The sequence below is a fragment of the Lysinibacillus pakistanensis genome (genome assembly GCF_030123245.1).
Taxonomy (GTDB): Bacteria; Bacillota; Bacilli; order Bacillales_A; family Planococcaceae; genus Lysinibacillus; species Lysinibacillus pakistanensis.
The window spans coordinates 2,163,424-2,179,512 of record NZ_CP126101.1 but is presented as its reverse complement, the minus strand read 5'-3'; the positions used below and the strand labels follow the sequence as shown (position 1 = coordinate 2,179,512).

Sequence of the window (16,089 nt, the reverse complement as noted above, 5' to 3'; positions counted from 1 at the left end):
TTAGGATGCTATTTAAAATATAAATTGAAGTCTATTTAGAACACGCTGTAAAAAGTATTGATGCTCGCTCTGCTTTGTTCGGATATCCAAGGCGACATCGGGATGATCAGTAATCACACCGTTGACATTTTTCTCAATAAATTCATGCAAAGAACGATCCTTGTTTAACGTCCATACAAATAAATCAATTTTCTGTTGCTTCAAATCAGCAATTAGCTCAGCTGTCACCCAAGATTCCTCAAGAGCTATAAAGTCTACTGTTTCAACCATTGGTCCAATATTTAAAGCATAGACTATACCTACACGTAAATTTGGGGCCAATTTTTTTAATTGAGTCATCATTTGTGGATCAGAGGATTGCACATAATATGAATCAAGTACCTTATAAGCCCGAAGCTTTTCTACTAATTTGGGCAGAGCATCTTCTGTTTCCTTTCCATGTATCTTGAACTCAATTAACAATGAAACGTTTAAAGCCTTTGCAATCTCAATAAAATCATCCAGAGAGGAAATTTTATCGCTAAAACCATTTGCATGAATCTTCAGCGTTTTTAATTCGCCGAGTGTCATATTGGCAATCACACCATTTTTCCCTGCTAATCTTCTTAAAGTTCGATCATGAAAGACCACAAACTCCCCATCAACAGTTTGTTGAATATCAATTTCGATTAAGTCTGCTCCAGCACTAGCTGCACTAACAAGACCACTGATTGTATTTTCCACATTGCCTGCTGTGTAGCCTCGATGAGCAATGATTTTAGTATCGGGTGCATAGACGCTTTTCTCTAAAGAGATGGTGTTCATCACACTTAAAGCAATAAAAACAGAAAATACAATAAATGACAGTGGTTTTAAACGCCTTTTCTTAAACTTCGGCACATGCGAAAACTTGCCTAAAACAGATGTATTAAAGGTAATAGCCACCATTACCTGTGAATAGGTTGCTTGCAGTAAAGTGAATAACACGACAAAAACCATTTCTAAAAATGCCAATGTCATCCCTGCTGTAATAAGCGCCATACTCGGCATAAAACGCTCCAAAATATACAATGGCAACGTACCGATAATCGTAATTCCTACTAGGGCTAGTAAATGACCAGTTAAAAGCATAGCTAATAAAACGAGGATTTCAAACAGACCGCGTTTTGAGAAACGCCAGCTCTGGATCAATGATTGGAAAATAGAAATTTTGGGTTGGATTGTAAAAATCGGTAATGTTAATATACTACGGATGCCTACGATAACTAAAAAACTAGCAACGGCTGCATAGATTAGTCTGCCCTCATGAGTACTCATAATCTCTTCCATCAAAAAACGTGGTATAGTAATTGCTTGAGTTAATGTTAAAGGTAACATAAACGAAGCCAATGGTAATAACAGAACAAGATAAACAATAAAAAAAAGTATTTGCACACTAAAAAAAGAAAAAACCTTTCGATTTAATCGCTGCCACATGGTTAGAAATCGGTATCGAATGCCTCTTTGTTGGTAAAAGGCCATTAAAAAAAGAAAGCCCATTTCATAATAAATAAAAAGCAAAAATACCATTATTACCAAACATAACATCAAAATAACAAAGGGATGTGAAATAAAGCTTTGAATATTTTGCTCAGTAATATGCGTATAACCTGTTACCCGCAGCATTAGTTTGAAGACAATCGTTGACACAGGTAAAAAGAATAAAAACTGACATAACCGAATAAGCGCGAAAACCTGTATATAATCAAAGCGATAATGATATATATTGTAGATAGCATGTCGCATTACTTGTCCAGCTCTTTGCATTTAAATCACCCCAGTCCATACTACCGTATTCCCCATTTTTGCTTACTACACATGTTCCTATATAATATGCTCAATTTGCAAAATTACGTTAATCAATAGAAATGAATTTGAATTTGTCTCATATCATATGCCAGAAAGATGCTTAAGATTTGTGTATTTATAGTATTGGGCAATTTTCTTGAAACTTTTAGATAGGTCATCCAGTAAATACTATAATGGAGAAGAATCTAAGGGGGTTTGGTAATAATGACACAGAAGAGTTTTAATCTTGGGGATATTGTTAGTACGAGTATAGTTCTTGTTATGTTCCTAGCTATATTTTTTGTCATGATTCATATGATTAAGAAAATGAAAGCTACTACCCCTCTGCCCCCACAGCAGACATTACAGCAACAAGTAGAAGCACTAACAAAGCGTGTACAAAACCTCGAACAACAACTTGACAAGCTATCCCGCACAAACAGGCAATAAGGCGCCCACCTCTTGAAGCTAGAAAAAGAGGTGAGATATCATCGCCCAATAAATTACAGAAAACTATAACGAAAATCATTTCTAAAACAATAAAAAATCGCTGTCAGGATTAACCCTCACAGCGATTTGCGTAAACAATACGGCCATCAACAACCGTGTAGACCACTTTTACATGCGGTAATTTTTCAATGTCAATACTCAATAAATCCTCCTCAAAAATGGTAAAATCTGCAGTATAGCCTTCTTCAATCTTACCACGAAAATGGTCCTGGCCTATTATTTGCGCAGCTCCAATAGTGTAAAGGTGCACTGCCTCATGGCGTGTAATCTTCTCATGAGCATTATAGCCGTTATGTGTCTCACCGAAATTTCGTCTTGTCACCGCTGCATAAATACCATGCAATGGATTTGGCACTTCAATCGGAGCATCACTGCCCCCTGCGACAATTAATCCCCGCTCTAAAAGCGATTTTAACGGATGCAATCCTAGTACTCGCTGTTCACCCAGTCTAGCTAGCTCTGCTTGAAACTCTCCCTGCACAAATTGCGGCTGCATATCCACTGCAACAGGTAAGGAGGCTAGTTTTACTAAAATATCGTCATCTACTAAGCTACAATGAATAACACGGTCTACCTGCCCTTGTGGTGGCGGATAGTCCTTGAATACCGCTAAAATCGTTTCAATGGCTAAATCTCCAATCGCATGAACGGCCACAGTTTGTCCATGCTGACGTGCAAGTTGAACATAGTACTTTAACTGCTCCATGGAATGAACAAGCATACCACTATTATTGGGTTCATCACAGTAAGGCTTGCGAAGTGCAGCTGTGCGTCCACCAAAGGCACCATCAATAAAAATTTTCATAGCACCAAATTCCATATAAGGTGATGATGTCTCTCGCATTTTAGCGACTTCCTCAAATACTGTATGATGCTGCAATAAATGCACCTTAAACGATTGTTGAGCGTCTACAACCTTTCGAAACGCTTGAATGGGTTGCATTGGTGGTCCATAATAGCTTAAATCCTCTGAATGACCGCCTACTAAACCGAATGATAGTAGTGATGCTACAGCCTTTTTCAGTGCATCCTCAATATAGCTGGGTGTGATATGAGGCATGTTGTTTACAATCATATATAAAGCTGTATCCTTTAATACACCAGTTAGCTGTCCTTCTACTTTCTCTATAATGCCGCCCTTGGGTGAAGGCGTTTCATTGGTAATACCCGCAAAAGCAAGTGCCTTAGAATTGGCTAAAATTAAATGATGACAGCTACGCTTTATAATAAGATGTGCTTCACCTAGTGCATCGATTTCCATCAGGGTTGGAAAAATAGGTTTATCAAACTGAGTTTCATTCAACCCGATGGCAATAACCCATTCATCCCTTGAGGCACTTTTCATTCTCTCACCAATAATAGAAAGTAGCTCATCCTTATTGGTGACGTTCGATACATCAATATGCTTTAATTTTTCCCCATATCCAATTATATGTAAATGACTGTCCATAAACCCTGGATACATGACATTTCCTTGTAAATCCTGAATAGAAGTAGCATGTGGCGACAGACTATCGACTGAGCCTGTCGCCACTATTTTTCCATCCTTGACAAGGACAGCTTCAACTGTTTCGCCAACTTTCGCCATCGTGTAAATTTTCCCGCCTGTCCATAACGTTGCCAAAACAATTCGCCTCCTATGCGGTTGCTTCAATTAAACGAGCAGATTCTAAGCGGCGTCGAACAATAACGCCAACCCATGCAGCAAGTACTGCTTTTGCTAGACCTAGAATAATAAATGGCGCTGCACCTGACATAAATGCTCCCATCCAAGAAAGATTCATTGCGAATTTCAACCATACCGTACCAAATGCTAAAGTTATAACCATCCCTATTACATTTGACGCAATCGCATGTGGAATTGTAAGACCAAATTTCTTTAAATAAAGCCCCATGATGATAGCTGTTGGTAAAAAGCCGACAATATAGCCACCAGTAGGACCAAAGAGAATGCTAGGGCCGCCAGAAAAATTACTATAAACCGGTAAACCTGTCGCTCCAATTAAAATATATAATAGCACTGATAATGTGCCCAGTCTTGTCCCGAGGATTGTTACAACTAAGCCAATAGCAAGTGTCTGCCCAGTAATAGGTACAGGTGATAATGGGATTGGAATACTGATTTGTGCCAAAACTGAAACAATAGCAGCTCCAAATGCTGTTAATACGTATTGATATGTACTACTCTTTTTCACACTAAATTGCCTCCCCTTGTGCGTTAACTACAACATAAAATAAGTTAACACAAAGATTAAAGCAAATGAAAACCGTTGTCAATCCATTTTGAAAAATAGCTATAAAAAATGAGATTACAATGTTGAGCTAGCAATTTCTTTACAATAAATTTATAAATACCCACTTAAATATAGTAATAGCATCAAGAGAATAGTTCCTTGTACAAAACCTATAATTATCCACATTTTCTTTTTACTTATTTTTTTAGAATTCATAAACACTCACCCTTATAAAATTTTTTAAGTCCATCTAAAACAACGTATTGATAGAATAAAAAATACGAAAGCCATTCCTATTAGAATTATTATATTTAACCATATAGAATTGACTGATTGACCTGTCCAAGCAAATATTAATATGTCATTTACATAGTGTAATGGTAAAGCTTTTGCCACAATTTTTAGAGGTAGAGGCAAAATTTGATAAGGTATTACTCCACCAGATAAAAAAGTTTGTAAGTTTAAAGCTAAAACACTTATGCCAGCCGCTCCTTGCATTGTGGAGCTAATGCCTGTTACTAAAATTCCAAACGAGAATAACGTTACCATACTTAACATTAAAGAAAAAATTACTGCTATTAGATAAATGGGTGGTTGTAAATTGTAAATGAAATGACCACTAACACAAGCAATAATAACGCTAAAAAGGGAAATAATTACTCCTAATAAACAAAAAGAAAGAATGATTCGAATAGAATGTAATGGTGTTATTTGATAAGTCTTCAGTAACTGAGATTCTTTATAGCTAACAATTCGAGTACCTAATGTAAATAAAGCTGTACTTAACAGACATAGTGCTATCATATTTGGAATTAATAAAGTTTTATAGTCTATTTCACCCACAGCAGAATTACCAAATAAAAGTCCTAAAAAATAAATCATGACAAAGGGAAAAATAAAAGTCCAAATTAACGATTGTAAATCTCTAAAAAATAATTTCAATTCAATTAAAGTTAATATGTGAATTGCCTTCACGACATCATCTCCTCTTGCAGCTGAGGTAATTTGACAAATAAATCATCTAATGAACCCGTACTAAATCGAAAATCATCTACTATCAAGCCTTCAGTACTAATTAATTTGAAAAGCTCAAATGTCGTCCATTCTATATTATCTGTGAAAATTTGAAGTAGATTATTTTTTGATACGACTCTTGAGACACCTGCTATCTTTTGAACCAATGCTATATCCAATTGTTTACATGCTATCAATATTGATTTATCTTTGTTCAGGCTTTGAATAAGTTTTTGAGGGGTATCTAACCCAACTACAGAGCCATGATTCATTATTGCTATCCGATCACAAAGCTGTTCCGCCTCTTCCATATAATGTGTCGTCAAGACAATTGTTGTTCCAGCATCTCTTAGTGAAACAATCATTTTCCATAGTTCTCTTCTGGATTTTGGATCTAGCCCTGTACTTGGTTCATCTAGAAAAACTATTGATGGTGAATGCAAAGTTGCTAAAGTTAAAAGTAATTTTTGTTTCCATCCTCCAGATAAATTTTTAAAATACGTATGACGAAAAGGTTCCAAATTTAAATTTTCCAGTGCAAGTGTTGTATCAATCTGACGAGGATAAAATGAGGCAAATAGTTCAATAGCCTCACCTACTTTAATTTTTGACTGTAAATTTGTATGTTGAAACATTACACCAATGTTTTCCTTCAATTTTTTCGCATCTTTCCAAGGATCATAGCCAAGAACTGTTACTTTGCCAGATGAACATTCCTGCAAACCCTCTATAATTTCAATTGTTGTCGTTTTTCCAGCCCCATTTGGACCAATTATGCCAAAAATCTCTCCTTTTCGAATGCTAAATGTTAAATCTTGAATAGCTTCAAAGGCACCAAAAGATTTTTTTAAATTTTCTATCTGTATAACCGTTTCCATATCAATTCCCCTTTCATAAATTCTTTTTAAAAATTTTTTACCAAAGTGGTTTTTGAGGCTCTTTCATCGGATCATTTTCTTGTAAAGCAAATATATATGGGGATAGTATAAAGTGATATACAGGGATGCTTAATACATAAAAGGCTATGCCAACTAAAATATTGTTAAAATTAAAATTTACTAAAAATAAAAGCTGAATTAATGGTAGCTGTACTAATCCATTTAATTGCATCGATTTGTTGGTACGATACTGTTTTTTTCCACAATGTTTACATGTAATTGGTTTAGCATTATTTTTCCAAAAAAGCATGTGAGCTTGTTTTTTTGACCATGATTCACCACATTGAATACACACCGGTAAACCATATTTTTTCTTTTTTAAATATCTCCTTAAAAAAAGAGCTAATAATTGAAAAATACTAAATATCAAGATACCTTTTACAAAGTCATTATCTAGCAAACCCAAAATACTCCATGTTTCCTGCTGTATATTTGTGGCTTGTTGACTTCCTAGTTGTTGATCCTTTTTATTTGATAATAAAAACACAAAGGAAATCACAAAAACCGTAAACGTTGTAAGTACAACACGATATTGCCAAGGACTGCTTCTTCGTATACTTTTATGACGTGCTTTTTGGGCAATCGCCTGTTTTTTTTCAGCTGTAAGCTTTACCTCTTGAAGTTCTTTTAGCATATCTTCTTTAAATCGATTCATGGCGTAACACCTCCCAATCATAATCTCCCATTGCTGCTGCTAGCTGTTTTCTAGCACGTTGCAAGCGTGTTCGGATTGTTGCCTCAGGACAACATACGAGCTGTGCAATTTCCACAGTCGTCATTTCTTCAAAATAATAAAGAATCAGAACCTCTCTATAGGCAACTGATAAGGTAAACAACGCTTCCACTAGCTCTCGCTTTGTTGACTTAGCAAGAAATTCCTTTTCAGGTGTGACTGCTGTTGTTCGTCCAGTTATTTTTTCTAGCAGTGTTAATCGTTTACTTTTCCAGCTTCTTAAATAATCGTGGCTCCGATTGACCGTCATTTTCACTAAATATGTACGTAATGATGATTCCTGGCGAAACTGCTCCTGCTTTTGATAAAAGGCAATCAATACATCCTGCACAATGTCCTCAGCTGTTGCTGTATTTTTCACATATAGATAAGCAACCTTTAGTAAATAGTCACCGTGCACCTCGATAATCTTTTCTATATCCATTGTTGCCCTCACCTTCTTTCTAAACTACTGACGGATGTCAATTCAATTCCGATTCATATTTTTAAAATTTTTTTCTCCATAAAAACAACCCGTAATGATTCATTACGGGTTAGTTACATTTGAGGGTCTAATAAAATAATTAGATTCCTATTTCTCGCATTTTTGCTGTCACTTTATTCGTTCTATCATCCATATTTGTGTTAGTGAACTTTTCTAGATGCATCTCACTCACAATCATTCCATCACACATAAACAGGATTCGCTCTGTTCTAGCAGCAACCTTTGGGTCATGCGTCACAAGCATAACAGCAGTTCCTTCTGCATTTATTTCAGAAATAATGTTCATGATTTCCTGTGCAGATTTGGAGTTAAGAGCTCCTGTTGGTTCATCACCGAAGATGATGGTTGGATTACTCATTAGCGCACGGCATATGCCTGCTCTTTGAAGCTGCCCGCCTGAAACCTGTGTAATATCACGTTTTTCCAATTCTGCAATCCCAACTCTTGTCATTATAGCTTTAGCCTGTTTGATAATATTCTCATTGTTTTTTCGATTATCTCGCATGGCAGGTAGAATAATATTATCTAGAATATTTAAATTTTTGAGCAAAGTTGGCTGTTGAAAAATAAAACCCATTTTTGTTCTACGTATGTCAGCAAGCTCCTTATCATTAAAGACTGACAAATCACTGCCATTAAAAGTAACCTTCCCGCTATCAATATGATCCATACCGCTTAGTGCGTACAACAATGTTGATTTTCCTGACCCTGATGGACCCATAATTGAAACGAATTCACCCTCATTTATGTCAACAGACACATCCTTAAGAACAGGATGTCTTTCATTCCCTACGCTAAAAGATTTCATGATCTTTTCAGCAATAATAATCTTCTGCATAATCTACTCCTTTATATTATCAGTTATTTTTATCTGACCTGCACTAACTGTACTGATAACCGTTGCTACTAGGACAGTACACCCCATCACCAATGGACATAATAAATAGGCAGAAAGTGGATTGACAACGAATGTAAATGATGATGCTCCAAATGAAGCAATGACTGCACTTGCAAGTAGCTCGCCAAGCGTATTAGCTAAAAGTGTTCCTAGAACAATACCTACAATGAGGACAAATAATGAGCGAGCCATATATTGGATGGTTATATCCTTATTTGTAAAGCCCAAAGACTTCATAATAGCGATTGAGTATCTGTCTTTTGCAATCAGCATTTTCATAAATAATAATGTCACTAAGATCGATAAAATTAAGGCTATGATAACTGACAAAGAGGACGCCTTTCCAATAGAGCCTATTGTTGAACCAAACGTCTGTTTAATATAATCGTCAATGCCCGAAATCTTTGCAAATTGAAAGCTTTCTGTATACTCAGAAATTTTCGCATCAATCAATGTTTTATCATTAAGCTCAATATAAATTACACTCCACATTGTATCTGCCTGTCTGTTAGTGAAAGCCGCCTTTGCGGTTTTACCACCGTTCGTAATATCAGAATAGGTTCCAGATACGATGAGGTTTCTCTCCTTCCCATCGACTAACAGTGTCATGTGATCCCCGACTTTTTTTCCTAATTCCTCAGCGTTCATGACTGACAGCGCAATTTCATCTTGTGAAACAGGTGCCTTCCCTTCTGCATACCTAAGCGGGAAAATCGAGTGGTCACCAAGCTCAATTTTTATACTTTCCTCAGAGCCATTGGTTGTCTTCACATTGAAAGACTTGGTCGAAAGCACAGCATATTTAGAAATTGCGCTGTCCCTGGCCAATGCTGTTACAATTTCAGCAGCTTTTTTTGGAATATTGTCTGTCTGCTGAATATCTATACGCAAATCACTGCTCCCTACTCCCATATAGGTGATGAAGCTTTTAGAGGAAATCGTGTTGTATAGATTTTGTGGAACGATGATGATAAATGTTGACATTACAAGTACCATAAGCATGGTCATGTAAAGACTTTTTCTTGAAAGAACATCCTTTATCCCTAAAAATAGATTCGTATTTAGTAGTCTATTTTTGCTCAGATAAAAGCCCTTTGCGCCAGAGGATTTTCCGTGTGAAAAACCAAAACGTAGAGCCTCCACTGCAGAGATTTTTCGAAAACGTCTCAGTACATAACTCACATAGGCTATCATTACAAAAAACACAAGAAACACGCCAATTACTCCAACTAATAAAGCCAAAAATCTATTTTCATTCACTCCCATATAAAGCCTTATATTTTCAAGAAGCATACCCTTGAAAATAAAGGTCAGAGCAAAGCCTAGTAAACAACCAACTGCTGCAATCACTGCGTATTTTGCGAGATAAATCTTTTTAATATCTGAAGCACGTAGCCCTATGGCTTTCATAACACCTATTTCTCGGTAATCATCCTCAATTTTTGCAAGCAGCGTAAATCGTATACACATAAATGTGATTGTTACGACAAGAACACTTATTAGAAGTATGACTGCTATCATTAACCCATCGGAAATGGCATTCAACATTTTGAAAAGTGGATATGTAATTGTCGGACCATTTGCTTCAAGTCCTGCGGAAGTGTATGCCGTTTCGAATGTGCTTATCTCAGACATATCCTTTAATCTAAACTCAATTAAATATTCTGTACTTCCGAAACTCTTTATTGCTGCATAATCATGCTCACTCACCAAAAACCTCTTTGATGAGGCCAGTAACGAATTCATCTGTGAATCACGAAGAAAACCTGCAACGATGAATTTCTTCTTATTGTCTAGAACAATCGTATCCCCAATGTTTGCCGTTCCATCCTTCATATAGCCTACTGGTACATATATCTCTCCATCTGCAACTTCTATCACCTGTCCTTCAAGATCCAGGAGATAATCAAATTTTTCACTTTGGGTCGAGAAGCCATTGTCCTGAACATTACCTGCAAGCGATGTCCCATCAATAACGATATGTGCTCCATCCACATTGAGAAATTCAAGCACCTGAAATTCTTCGACATTGCTATTATTGTTTGCGAAGTTCTCCAATCTATCCCAATTAATTTCGCCTGAATGCATCTGCAGGAAATGCGGTGTTTTCGATTGCTTCATAAGCGTATCTATCGCACCTGAAAGATTCACCATTAATATGGCCGAAAGGGAAACAAGCAATGCCGCAGCAGTCACAAATATGATTGTAGTCAATGATATTAACTTGCTTTTTGCCATATCATTACGGATAATTCTGTAATACATATGTCACCTCTTTTATTTGATTTACAGAAGAATGCCCTGCGCAAAAGAATTATTATTCACTGTTCTCATTTCCATTGGCAAACATCTTCATCATATACATAAGACTTCCATTTTCTACACCTAGCAGTCTCTCTACATTGAATACTAACGCCACTATTCGTGAAGTGCGTTCTTCATCTGTTAAATGAACCATATCATCATCAAAAACGGTATTCGTATAGGCCACTATCATTTCCATGCATTCGTACGGATATAGTGTGTTAAATAATCCCTGCTCAATGCCTTCACGAATGATATCCGCCAGAATAGATGGCACATTGTTGAAAATGATTTTTTGAATTTTTTGGTGCATCAACGCATTCTGAGGTTTGTGAATATGCTCCATGATTTCCTTGCCGTTTCCCCCGCTAATATTCAAAGCCATTACAACTCGAATCATTCGCTCATTAACTGGAATACTTTTATTTGCGCCAATTTCTTTTGCCGCCTCTAAAATCGTGTCTGTCATTCGATCAATTAATGCGTCCATAATATCCTCTTTTGACTTAAAGTGATAATACAGTGTTCCTCGTGCAATTCCGACCTTCTCAAGAATATCGTTTGTACTAGTACCATCAAAGCCCTTCTGGTTAAATAGCTCCTCTGCTGCATCAAGAATTTCATTTCTACGTTCTTGTGCTTTTTTTATCGTTCTCATGAAATAACCCCTTTCAATAGACCGACTGTCTGTCTATTTAATTTCATAGTAGCATACAACTGATTTCATTGGCAATATCTTCTACAGAAAAATTAAAAACAATTTTTAAAGAGGCTTTCCATTGCAGCAGACAACAAAAAAAATCTGTAAGCCCTCAGCGTGTATCCCGTGAAAACAAACAGATTTTAAATTTATAGATAGCGCTTACATTTCAAAAAAATACCTTATTTTTATCAATCATTTCCAATATCAATATGTTGTTTAAAAACAGTAATTTGATTGCGACCATTGCGTTTTGAGGCATAGAGGGCGGTATCAGCCTGATGAATAAGCTCATCGACTTTTGTTACCTGCCCCTTGTTATTGGTGCTCACGCCAATACTAAACGCTAAATGAATCGCTTTATCTTTTATGACTAAAGATAAAGATGCTAATTTTTTATAGAGATTTTCTGCCAATGTTTGGGCAGATTCCCCCACCTTTATTTGACTAAGAACAATAAATTCATCTCCTCCAAAACGCGCAACGATTGATTCAAAGGGTTGGAAAAATTCCTTTAATGTTGTAGCTGTAATGGTTAATGCATCATCACCAAACAAATGACCATTCCTATCATTAATGGCTTTAAAATGATCTAAATCAACCATCATTAATGCTAACTGCTGTTTTTTAGCTGCAGCTTTCTGCACCATCTTTTCTGCGTTCTCATCAAAATAACGTCGATTATAGATATTCGTTAATGGGTCAATATAAGAGGATTTTTCTAGTTGCTTTTTCTCGTCATTATACTCCATTTCAAATAACACATGTGTATAATTTTCCCGTTGGATTTCTAGCAAAATATTAATATATTCCTTCTGAATCGCACACAATACTACTTTATTCCCCTGTTCCTCAATTAGCTTCACTAAAGAATCGTAAATGGTTTGTAGTAAAGCAAGATCATTATTTTGGAGGGCATAGTGCTTTGATTTTTGATATAAATCGATGGCCTCTCCAATACGACCCTGTCTTTCATAAAGTAAAGCATTGGCATTCATAATCTCCAACTGTACTTTGGAATATGGAGGTTTCTGAATAGTCGTGAGTAGCTCTTGTAAGACTTCATGTGCTTTTTCAAATTCTTCTAGCCAAATTTGCGCGACGGCTAAGTTTATTTTAGGGTGGATAATTCCTGTATACGGATTGTCATGCTTTGTCTCAAAAGCATTTGCATAATATAAGCTCTTTAATGCGAATTCTTTTGCTGTTTGATAGCTTCCTAATGCAATTTCTAAATCACTTAGATTATTATAAATTTTTCCCATACTTTCTACATGTTGAATGCGTTCAGCAATTTTAAGTCCCTTTAGCATAAGCTCCTCAGATTTTTTTAAATGACCAAATGTCCCCCAATAGATGGCCGCTAAAATATAATAGTGAATTACATCAATGTCATTGCCGTATTGAAAGGTTAATTCACGATATTGCTCAAGCACACTGATGGAAACCTGCAAATCACCTGTTTGAAAATAACTGGCACAGCGATACCGTAATAAAAGGATTGCTTTATCATACATCTCTAGCATAATAGCACTTTCGATTGCGGCACTACTTAATTCGATATATTCTAAAAAGCGATTCGCATTATATAATTCATTTAGCGTAATCCATAGTTCTTCAAACTCCTGTGTATTCATACCGCCCCTCCTCATTTAAACCCCTTATACCTTTAATACTACCCCGACAAATAAAATATTACAATTCTTTGGACTCATTTATTTTCAAATTAATGAGTAATTTAACCCAAATAAAAATCAAACTGAATATATCCTCCTAAAAATTTTTTAACCTAAATAAAATCCTTTGAGCCTAATAATGATATCCGTACACAAAACTTTAATTTTCTGCCAATGAAAAAACAAGCCTCTTTTTTTAGAGACTTGCTACGATTCCTGTAAGCCTAAAATTGCCTTTAATTGCTCCGATCTTTTTTGATTAAGATGGATAGTACCAGATTCCACTTTTTGGAGATAAAGTGTTTGGCCATAGCTGAACCAAACATCAACTCTTACTCCCTCTAGCATAAAAGAATACGCTGGAGGTTGGTTCATCTTTTTATAATTATCTGGTGTCTGCCAATCTGTTTGCTGGAAAAATTGAATAATTTCCTGTTCATTTTGAATAGTAAGCTTCTTCGTTACAGTAGGCTCAATCCATTCAATACTGTTTAAAAAGCCATTTGTAACCTCTACACCATTTTCTTCATATGACATACTTCCTGATGATTCTAATGAAATGTAATCTCCTACCTTGACAGGGGAATCATCCAAGTTTGGATACCATGTTGCATTATTATATTTTTTCATAATTTGTTCCTCAGACAGCTTTGTCAGATCCTCAGGAATGGCACCCTCCACAAATAAAAAAGCATTATCCTCTATTTTAATGACTGTTCCTACGTAAATGGAGCCTTGTGAGTGTGTACGATTGACGATGCCCATTTTTTTCTGAAACGCTATTGATTGTTCAGCAAAATGGGTTTGAAAATAACGAAGGGCGTCCCTTGCAGCGATTTGATCTGCTGTTCTAGCTAAGGTTGGATATTTTTTTTCATAAAATGCGTTCAGCTCTTTTCTCGCTGCATAAAACGGTATCATGGGCTCGATATAAGTCCTAAAATATTGTTTTAGCCCCAGCCCCTGAAAAAGCTCCATATATTGAGGTGAGTCTTGTAGCATGACAAGCTCGTCATAGCGTGCCTTTTTTTCTGTCTCTAACTCTTCTTTAGTAGATGTTATGCCTAATGATTTCGCAAAATAATAATAGGCAACTAGCTGCTCATATTTTTGATAGGCCTCCCTCTTAGAAAATTCCTCACCTTGTTCTGGCCACATCAAATACACAACATGTTCAAAGTGCTCAAACTGCTTCTCGTTAAACATCTGAGTTGCTTGCTTCGTATCCTTATTTAATAACTGCACCGACACAAATCCTGCTAAGCATAAAGTCACAACTATAGTTAATAGTGCGAAACGAATGGGCTTTTTTTGTTTGGTAGGCTGCTGTCGCAGGATACGTTTTTTGATACGCTCCTTACTCGTTGACATTTCACCGGCTACCTTTACTAATTCCTTTTGCCATTCATTCATGTCCAAGCACCTCCCATTCTTCCTGCTTTAAATGAGGCTTCAGGGCTTCCCTTGCCCTTTTCAGCCTTGTTTTCACAGTATTTTCTACAATCCCTAGAACCTGTGCTATTTCAGCAATTTTCATTTCTTCATAATAGTACAGGATGATGGGCTCTCTATAGGATAACGGTAGTTTTAAGATAGCTGCCCCTATATGTGATCTTTCCTCCGCTTCAATCAGCTCATCGCGCTGTTTTTTTGCCTGCACTGGAAGAATCTTTTCTTGAAAAATTAGTTTTTTATAATGCCAGCTTTTTAAATAATCCTTACTTTTATTGATGGTTAATGTGGATAAATATGCTCTAAGCTGCCCACGCTCCTCATAGTCGTGCTGTGAAAATTTGATAAAGGTCTCCTGTACAATGTCCTCTGCAACGTGCCTATTTTTCACGTAGAAATAGGCGAGACGAAGTAAATGCTCTGCATGTTCATCGATTATTTTTTCAAGTATGCCGTTCACCTCCCCCTTACACTATAAACGACTGCCAATAAATGACCGTTTCACTTTCTTATCAATATTTTTCTTGACCTTGGAGTGCACTCCAATGTTAGGATAAATTCAGGAGGTAGTTAGATGAAAATTAAACAATTTGCTGAGAAATATCAATTAACAACCGATACAGTGCGCTACTACGAGAAGGAAGGGCTACTGTATCCACATAAACTAGACAATGGCTATCGTGTGTATGATGACACTTGTGAAAATACGATTAAATTAATCTTAGTATTAAGACAGCTTGGCTTTACATTACAAGAAATCAAGCAATTACTCATGCTTGATCAAAAGCCTGTTTCTGAATCCTGCAATCAAGAAACCGTACAGTTATTCTCTACAAAAATCGCTCATATTGAACAGCAATTATTGTTTTATCAGCAGGCACTCCAATCCTTACAGCTAACGAAGACCTTGATGGCTGATGGGAAGTATGCAGAAAATCAAGTAGTAATCGCCTCGCTCATCGAAGATATGTATAAAAAATTACAGGAAGGTCATGGTCATTATGAAACTACGTAAAATCATTTCTCTTGAATATTTACTAGCATTTTTAATCAGTCTATTTTTCTATTGGCAGTTTGACTTTTCATTATTCTATTTTTTCTTATTTTTATTGCTGCCTGATCTTAGTATGCTCGGCTATACTGTCAACACTAAAGTTGGGGCTTTATTTTACAATATAGGTCATAGCTTAATATTGCCAGCTATTCTAATGATGATTGGCTTTGGCACGATGTCTACACTCCCTCTAATGGCATCGATTATTTGGCTAGCCCATATCTTTTTAGATCGTGCGCTTGGCTACGGCTTAAAATATGATGAAGCCCTTTAAGAAAACACATTT

Annotated in this window: 16 protein-coding genes; 3 read left to right on the top strand and 13 right to left on the bottom strand. The window is 36.3% G+C overall.

Annotation, left to right across the window (positions count from 1 at the left end; all coding sequences use genetic code 11):
• Positions 1-12: 12 nt before the first annotated feature.
• Positions 13-1,785, bottom strand: a complete 1,773-nt coding sequence (locus QNH24_RS10425; protein WP_283872035.1) for a glycerophosphodiester phosphodiesterase — start codon at positions 1,783-1,785, stop codon at positions 13-15.
• A gap of 246 nt (positions 1,786-2,031) precedes the next feature.
• Here QNH24_RS10425 and QNH24_RS10420 point away from each other — a divergent pair, with 246 nt between their 5' ends.
• Positions 2,032-2,256, top strand: coding sequence for a hypothetical protein (locus QNH24_RS10420; RefSeq protein ID WP_283872033.1), 225 nt, complete (start codon positions 2,032-2,034; stop codon positions 2,254-2,256).
• 109 nt (positions 2,257-2,365) lie between these two features.
• Here QNH24_RS10420 and QNH24_RS10415 read toward each other — a convergent pair whose 3' ends face one another.
• The 12 genes from QNH24_RS10415 to QNH24_RS10360 all read right to left on the bottom strand — a co-directional run bounded on the left by QNH24_RS10415 (position 2,366) and on the right by QNH24_RS10360 (position 15,209).
• Positions 2,366-3,940 carry an amidohydrolase gene (locus QNH24_RS10415; RefSeq protein WP_283872031.1) on the bottom strand — a complete coding sequence of 525 codons (1,575 nt, stop codon included), beginning with the start codon at positions 3,938-3,940 and terminating at the stop codon, positions 2,366-2,368.
• A 13-nt stretch (positions 3,941-3,953) separates the two neighbouring features.
• Complete coding sequence (locus QNH24_RS10410; RefSeq protein ID WP_283872029.1) at positions 3,954-4,511, bottom strand: biotin transporter BioY; 558 nt, start codon at positions 4,509-4,511, stop codon at positions 3,954-3,956.
• 279 nt (positions 4,512-4,790) lie between these two features.
• Complete coding sequence (locus QNH24_RS10405) at positions 4,791-5,525, bottom strand: ABC transporter permease (protein ID WP_283872028.1); 735 nt, start codon at positions 5,523-5,525, stop codon at positions 4,791-4,793.
• A complete protein-coding gene (locus QNH24_RS10400; protein ID WP_283872027.1) occupies positions 5,522-6,442 on the bottom strand; it encodes an ABC transporter ATP-binding protein in 921 nt (306 codons plus the stop codon). Before QNH24_RS10400 ends, QNH24_RS10405 begins: the two co-directional genes overlap by 4 nt.
• 37 nt (positions 6,443-6,479) lie before the next feature.
• The gene (locus tag QNH24_RS10395) at positions 6,480-7,157 is read right to left on the bottom strand and encodes a TIGR04104 family putative zinc finger protein (RefSeq protein ID WP_283872025.1); all 678 of its coding nucleotides are present in this window, start codon (positions 7,155-7,157) and stop codon (positions 6,480-6,482) included.
• Positions 7,144-7,659 carry a sigma-70 family RNA polymerase sigma factor gene (locus tag QNH24_RS10390; RefSeq protein ID WP_283872023.1) on the bottom strand — a complete coding sequence of 172 codons (516 nt, stop codon included), beginning with the start codon at positions 7,657-7,659 and terminating at the stop codon, positions 7,144-7,146. Before QNH24_RS10390 ends, QNH24_RS10395 begins: the two co-directional genes overlap by 14 nt.
• A gap of 139 nt (positions 7,660-7,798) precedes the next feature.
• On the bottom strand, positions 7,799-8,557 hold the full coding sequence (locus QNH24_RS10385) for an ABC transporter ATP-binding protein (protein ID WP_283872022.1): 759 nt from the start codon (positions 8,555-8,557) through the stop codon (positions 7,799-7,801).
• 3 nt (positions 8,558-8,560) lie between these two features.
• A complete protein-coding gene (locus tag QNH24_RS10380; protein ID WP_283872021.1) occupies positions 8,561-10,882 on the bottom strand; it encodes an ABC transporter permease in 2,322 nt (773 codons plus the stop codon).
• A 52-nt stretch (positions 10,883-10,934) separates the two neighbouring features.
• On the bottom strand, positions 10,935-11,579 hold the full coding sequence (locus tag QNH24_RS10375; RefSeq protein WP_283872020.1) for a TetR/AcrR family transcriptional regulator: 645 nt from the start codon (positions 11,577-11,579) through the stop codon (positions 10,935-10,937).
• A gap of 233 nt (positions 11,580-11,812) precedes the next feature.
• Entirely contained in the window at positions 11,813-13,258 is a 1,446-nt protein-coding gene (locus QNH24_RS10370) for a tetratricopeptide repeat-containing diguanylate cyclase (RefSeq protein ID WP_283872019.1), read from the bottom strand.
• A gap of 246 nt (positions 13,259-13,504) precedes the next feature.
• The gene (locus tag QNH24_RS10365; RefSeq protein ID WP_283872018.1) at positions 13,505-14,710 is read right to left on the bottom strand and encodes a DUF3221 domain-containing protein; all 1,206 of its coding nucleotides are present in this window, start codon (positions 14,708-14,710) and stop codon (positions 13,505-13,507) included.
• Complete coding sequence (locus tag QNH24_RS10360) at positions 14,703-15,209, bottom strand: sigma-70 family RNA polymerase sigma factor (protein WP_283872017.1); 507 nt, start codon at positions 15,207-15,209, stop codon at positions 14,703-14,705. The genes QNH24_RS10365 and QNH24_RS10360 overlap by 8 nt, the downstream gene beginning before the upstream one ends.
• Before the next feature lie 114 nt (positions 15,210-15,323).
• Here QNH24_RS10360 and QNH24_RS10355 point away from each other — a divergent pair, with 114 nt between their 5' ends.
• On the top strand, positions 15,324-15,764 hold the full coding sequence (locus QNH24_RS10355; RefSeq protein WP_283872016.1) for a MerR family transcriptional regulator: 441 nt from the start codon (positions 15,324-15,326) through the stop codon (positions 15,762-15,764).
• Positions 15,751-16,077 carry a DUF4260 family protein gene (locus QNH24_RS10350; RefSeq protein WP_283872014.1) on the top strand — a complete coding sequence of 109 codons (327 nt, stop codon included), beginning with the start codon at positions 15,751-15,753 and terminating at the stop codon, positions 16,075-16,077. The genes QNH24_RS10355 and QNH24_RS10350 overlap by 14 nt, the downstream gene beginning before the upstream one ends.
• Positions 16,078-16,089 lie beyond the last annotated feature (12 nt).

Excerpts from the sequence above, each read along its gene's own strand:
- QNH24_RS10425 (WP_283872035.1), bottom strand. The coding sequence starts at position 1,785 with ATGCAAAGAGCTGGACAAGTAATGCGACATGCTATCTACAATATATAT.
- QNH24_RS10420 (WP_283872033.1), top strand. The coding sequence starts at position 2,032 with ATGACACAGAAGAGTTTTAATCTTGGGGATATTGTTAGTACGAGTATA.
- QNH24_RS10400 (WP_283872027.1), bottom strand. The coding sequence starts at position 6,442 with ATGGAAACGGTTATACAGATAGAAAATTTAAAAAAATCTTTTGGTGCC.
- QNH24_RS10395 (WP_283872025.1), bottom strand. The coding sequence starts at position 7,157 with ATGAATCGATTTAAAGAAGATATGCTAAAAGAACTTCAAGAGGTAAAG.
- QNH24_RS10390 (WP_283872023.1), bottom strand. The coding sequence starts at position 7,659 with ATGGATATAGAAAAGATTATCGAGGTGCACGGTGACTATTTACTAAAG.
- QNH24_RS10385 (WP_283872022.1), bottom strand. The coding sequence starts at position 8,557 with ATGCAGAAGATTATTATTGCTGAAAAGATCATGAAATCTTTTAGCGTA.
- QNH24_RS10380 (WP_283872021.1), bottom strand. The coding sequence starts at position 10,882 with ATGTATTACAGAATTATCCGTAATGATATGGCAAAAAGCAAGTTAATA.
- QNH24_RS10375 (WP_283872020.1), bottom strand. The coding sequence starts at position 11,579 with ATGAGAACGATAAAAAAAGCACAAGAACGTAGAAATGAAATTCTTGAT.
- QNH24_RS10370 (WP_283872019.1), bottom strand. The coding sequence starts at position 13,258 with ATGAATACACAGGAGTTTGAAGAACTATGGATTACGCTAAATGAATTA.
- QNH24_RS10365 (WP_283872018.1), bottom strand. The coding sequence starts at position 14,710 with ATGAATGAATGGCAAAAGGAATTAGTAAAGGTAGCCGGTGAAATGTCA.
- QNH24_RS10355 (WP_283872016.1), top strand. The coding sequence starts at position 15,324 with ATGAAAATTAAACAATTTGCTGAGAAATATCAATTAACAACCGATACA.
- QNH24_RS10350 (WP_283872014.1), top strand. The coding sequence starts at position 15,751 with ATGAAACTACGTAAAATCATTTCTCTTGAATATTTACTAGCATTTTTA.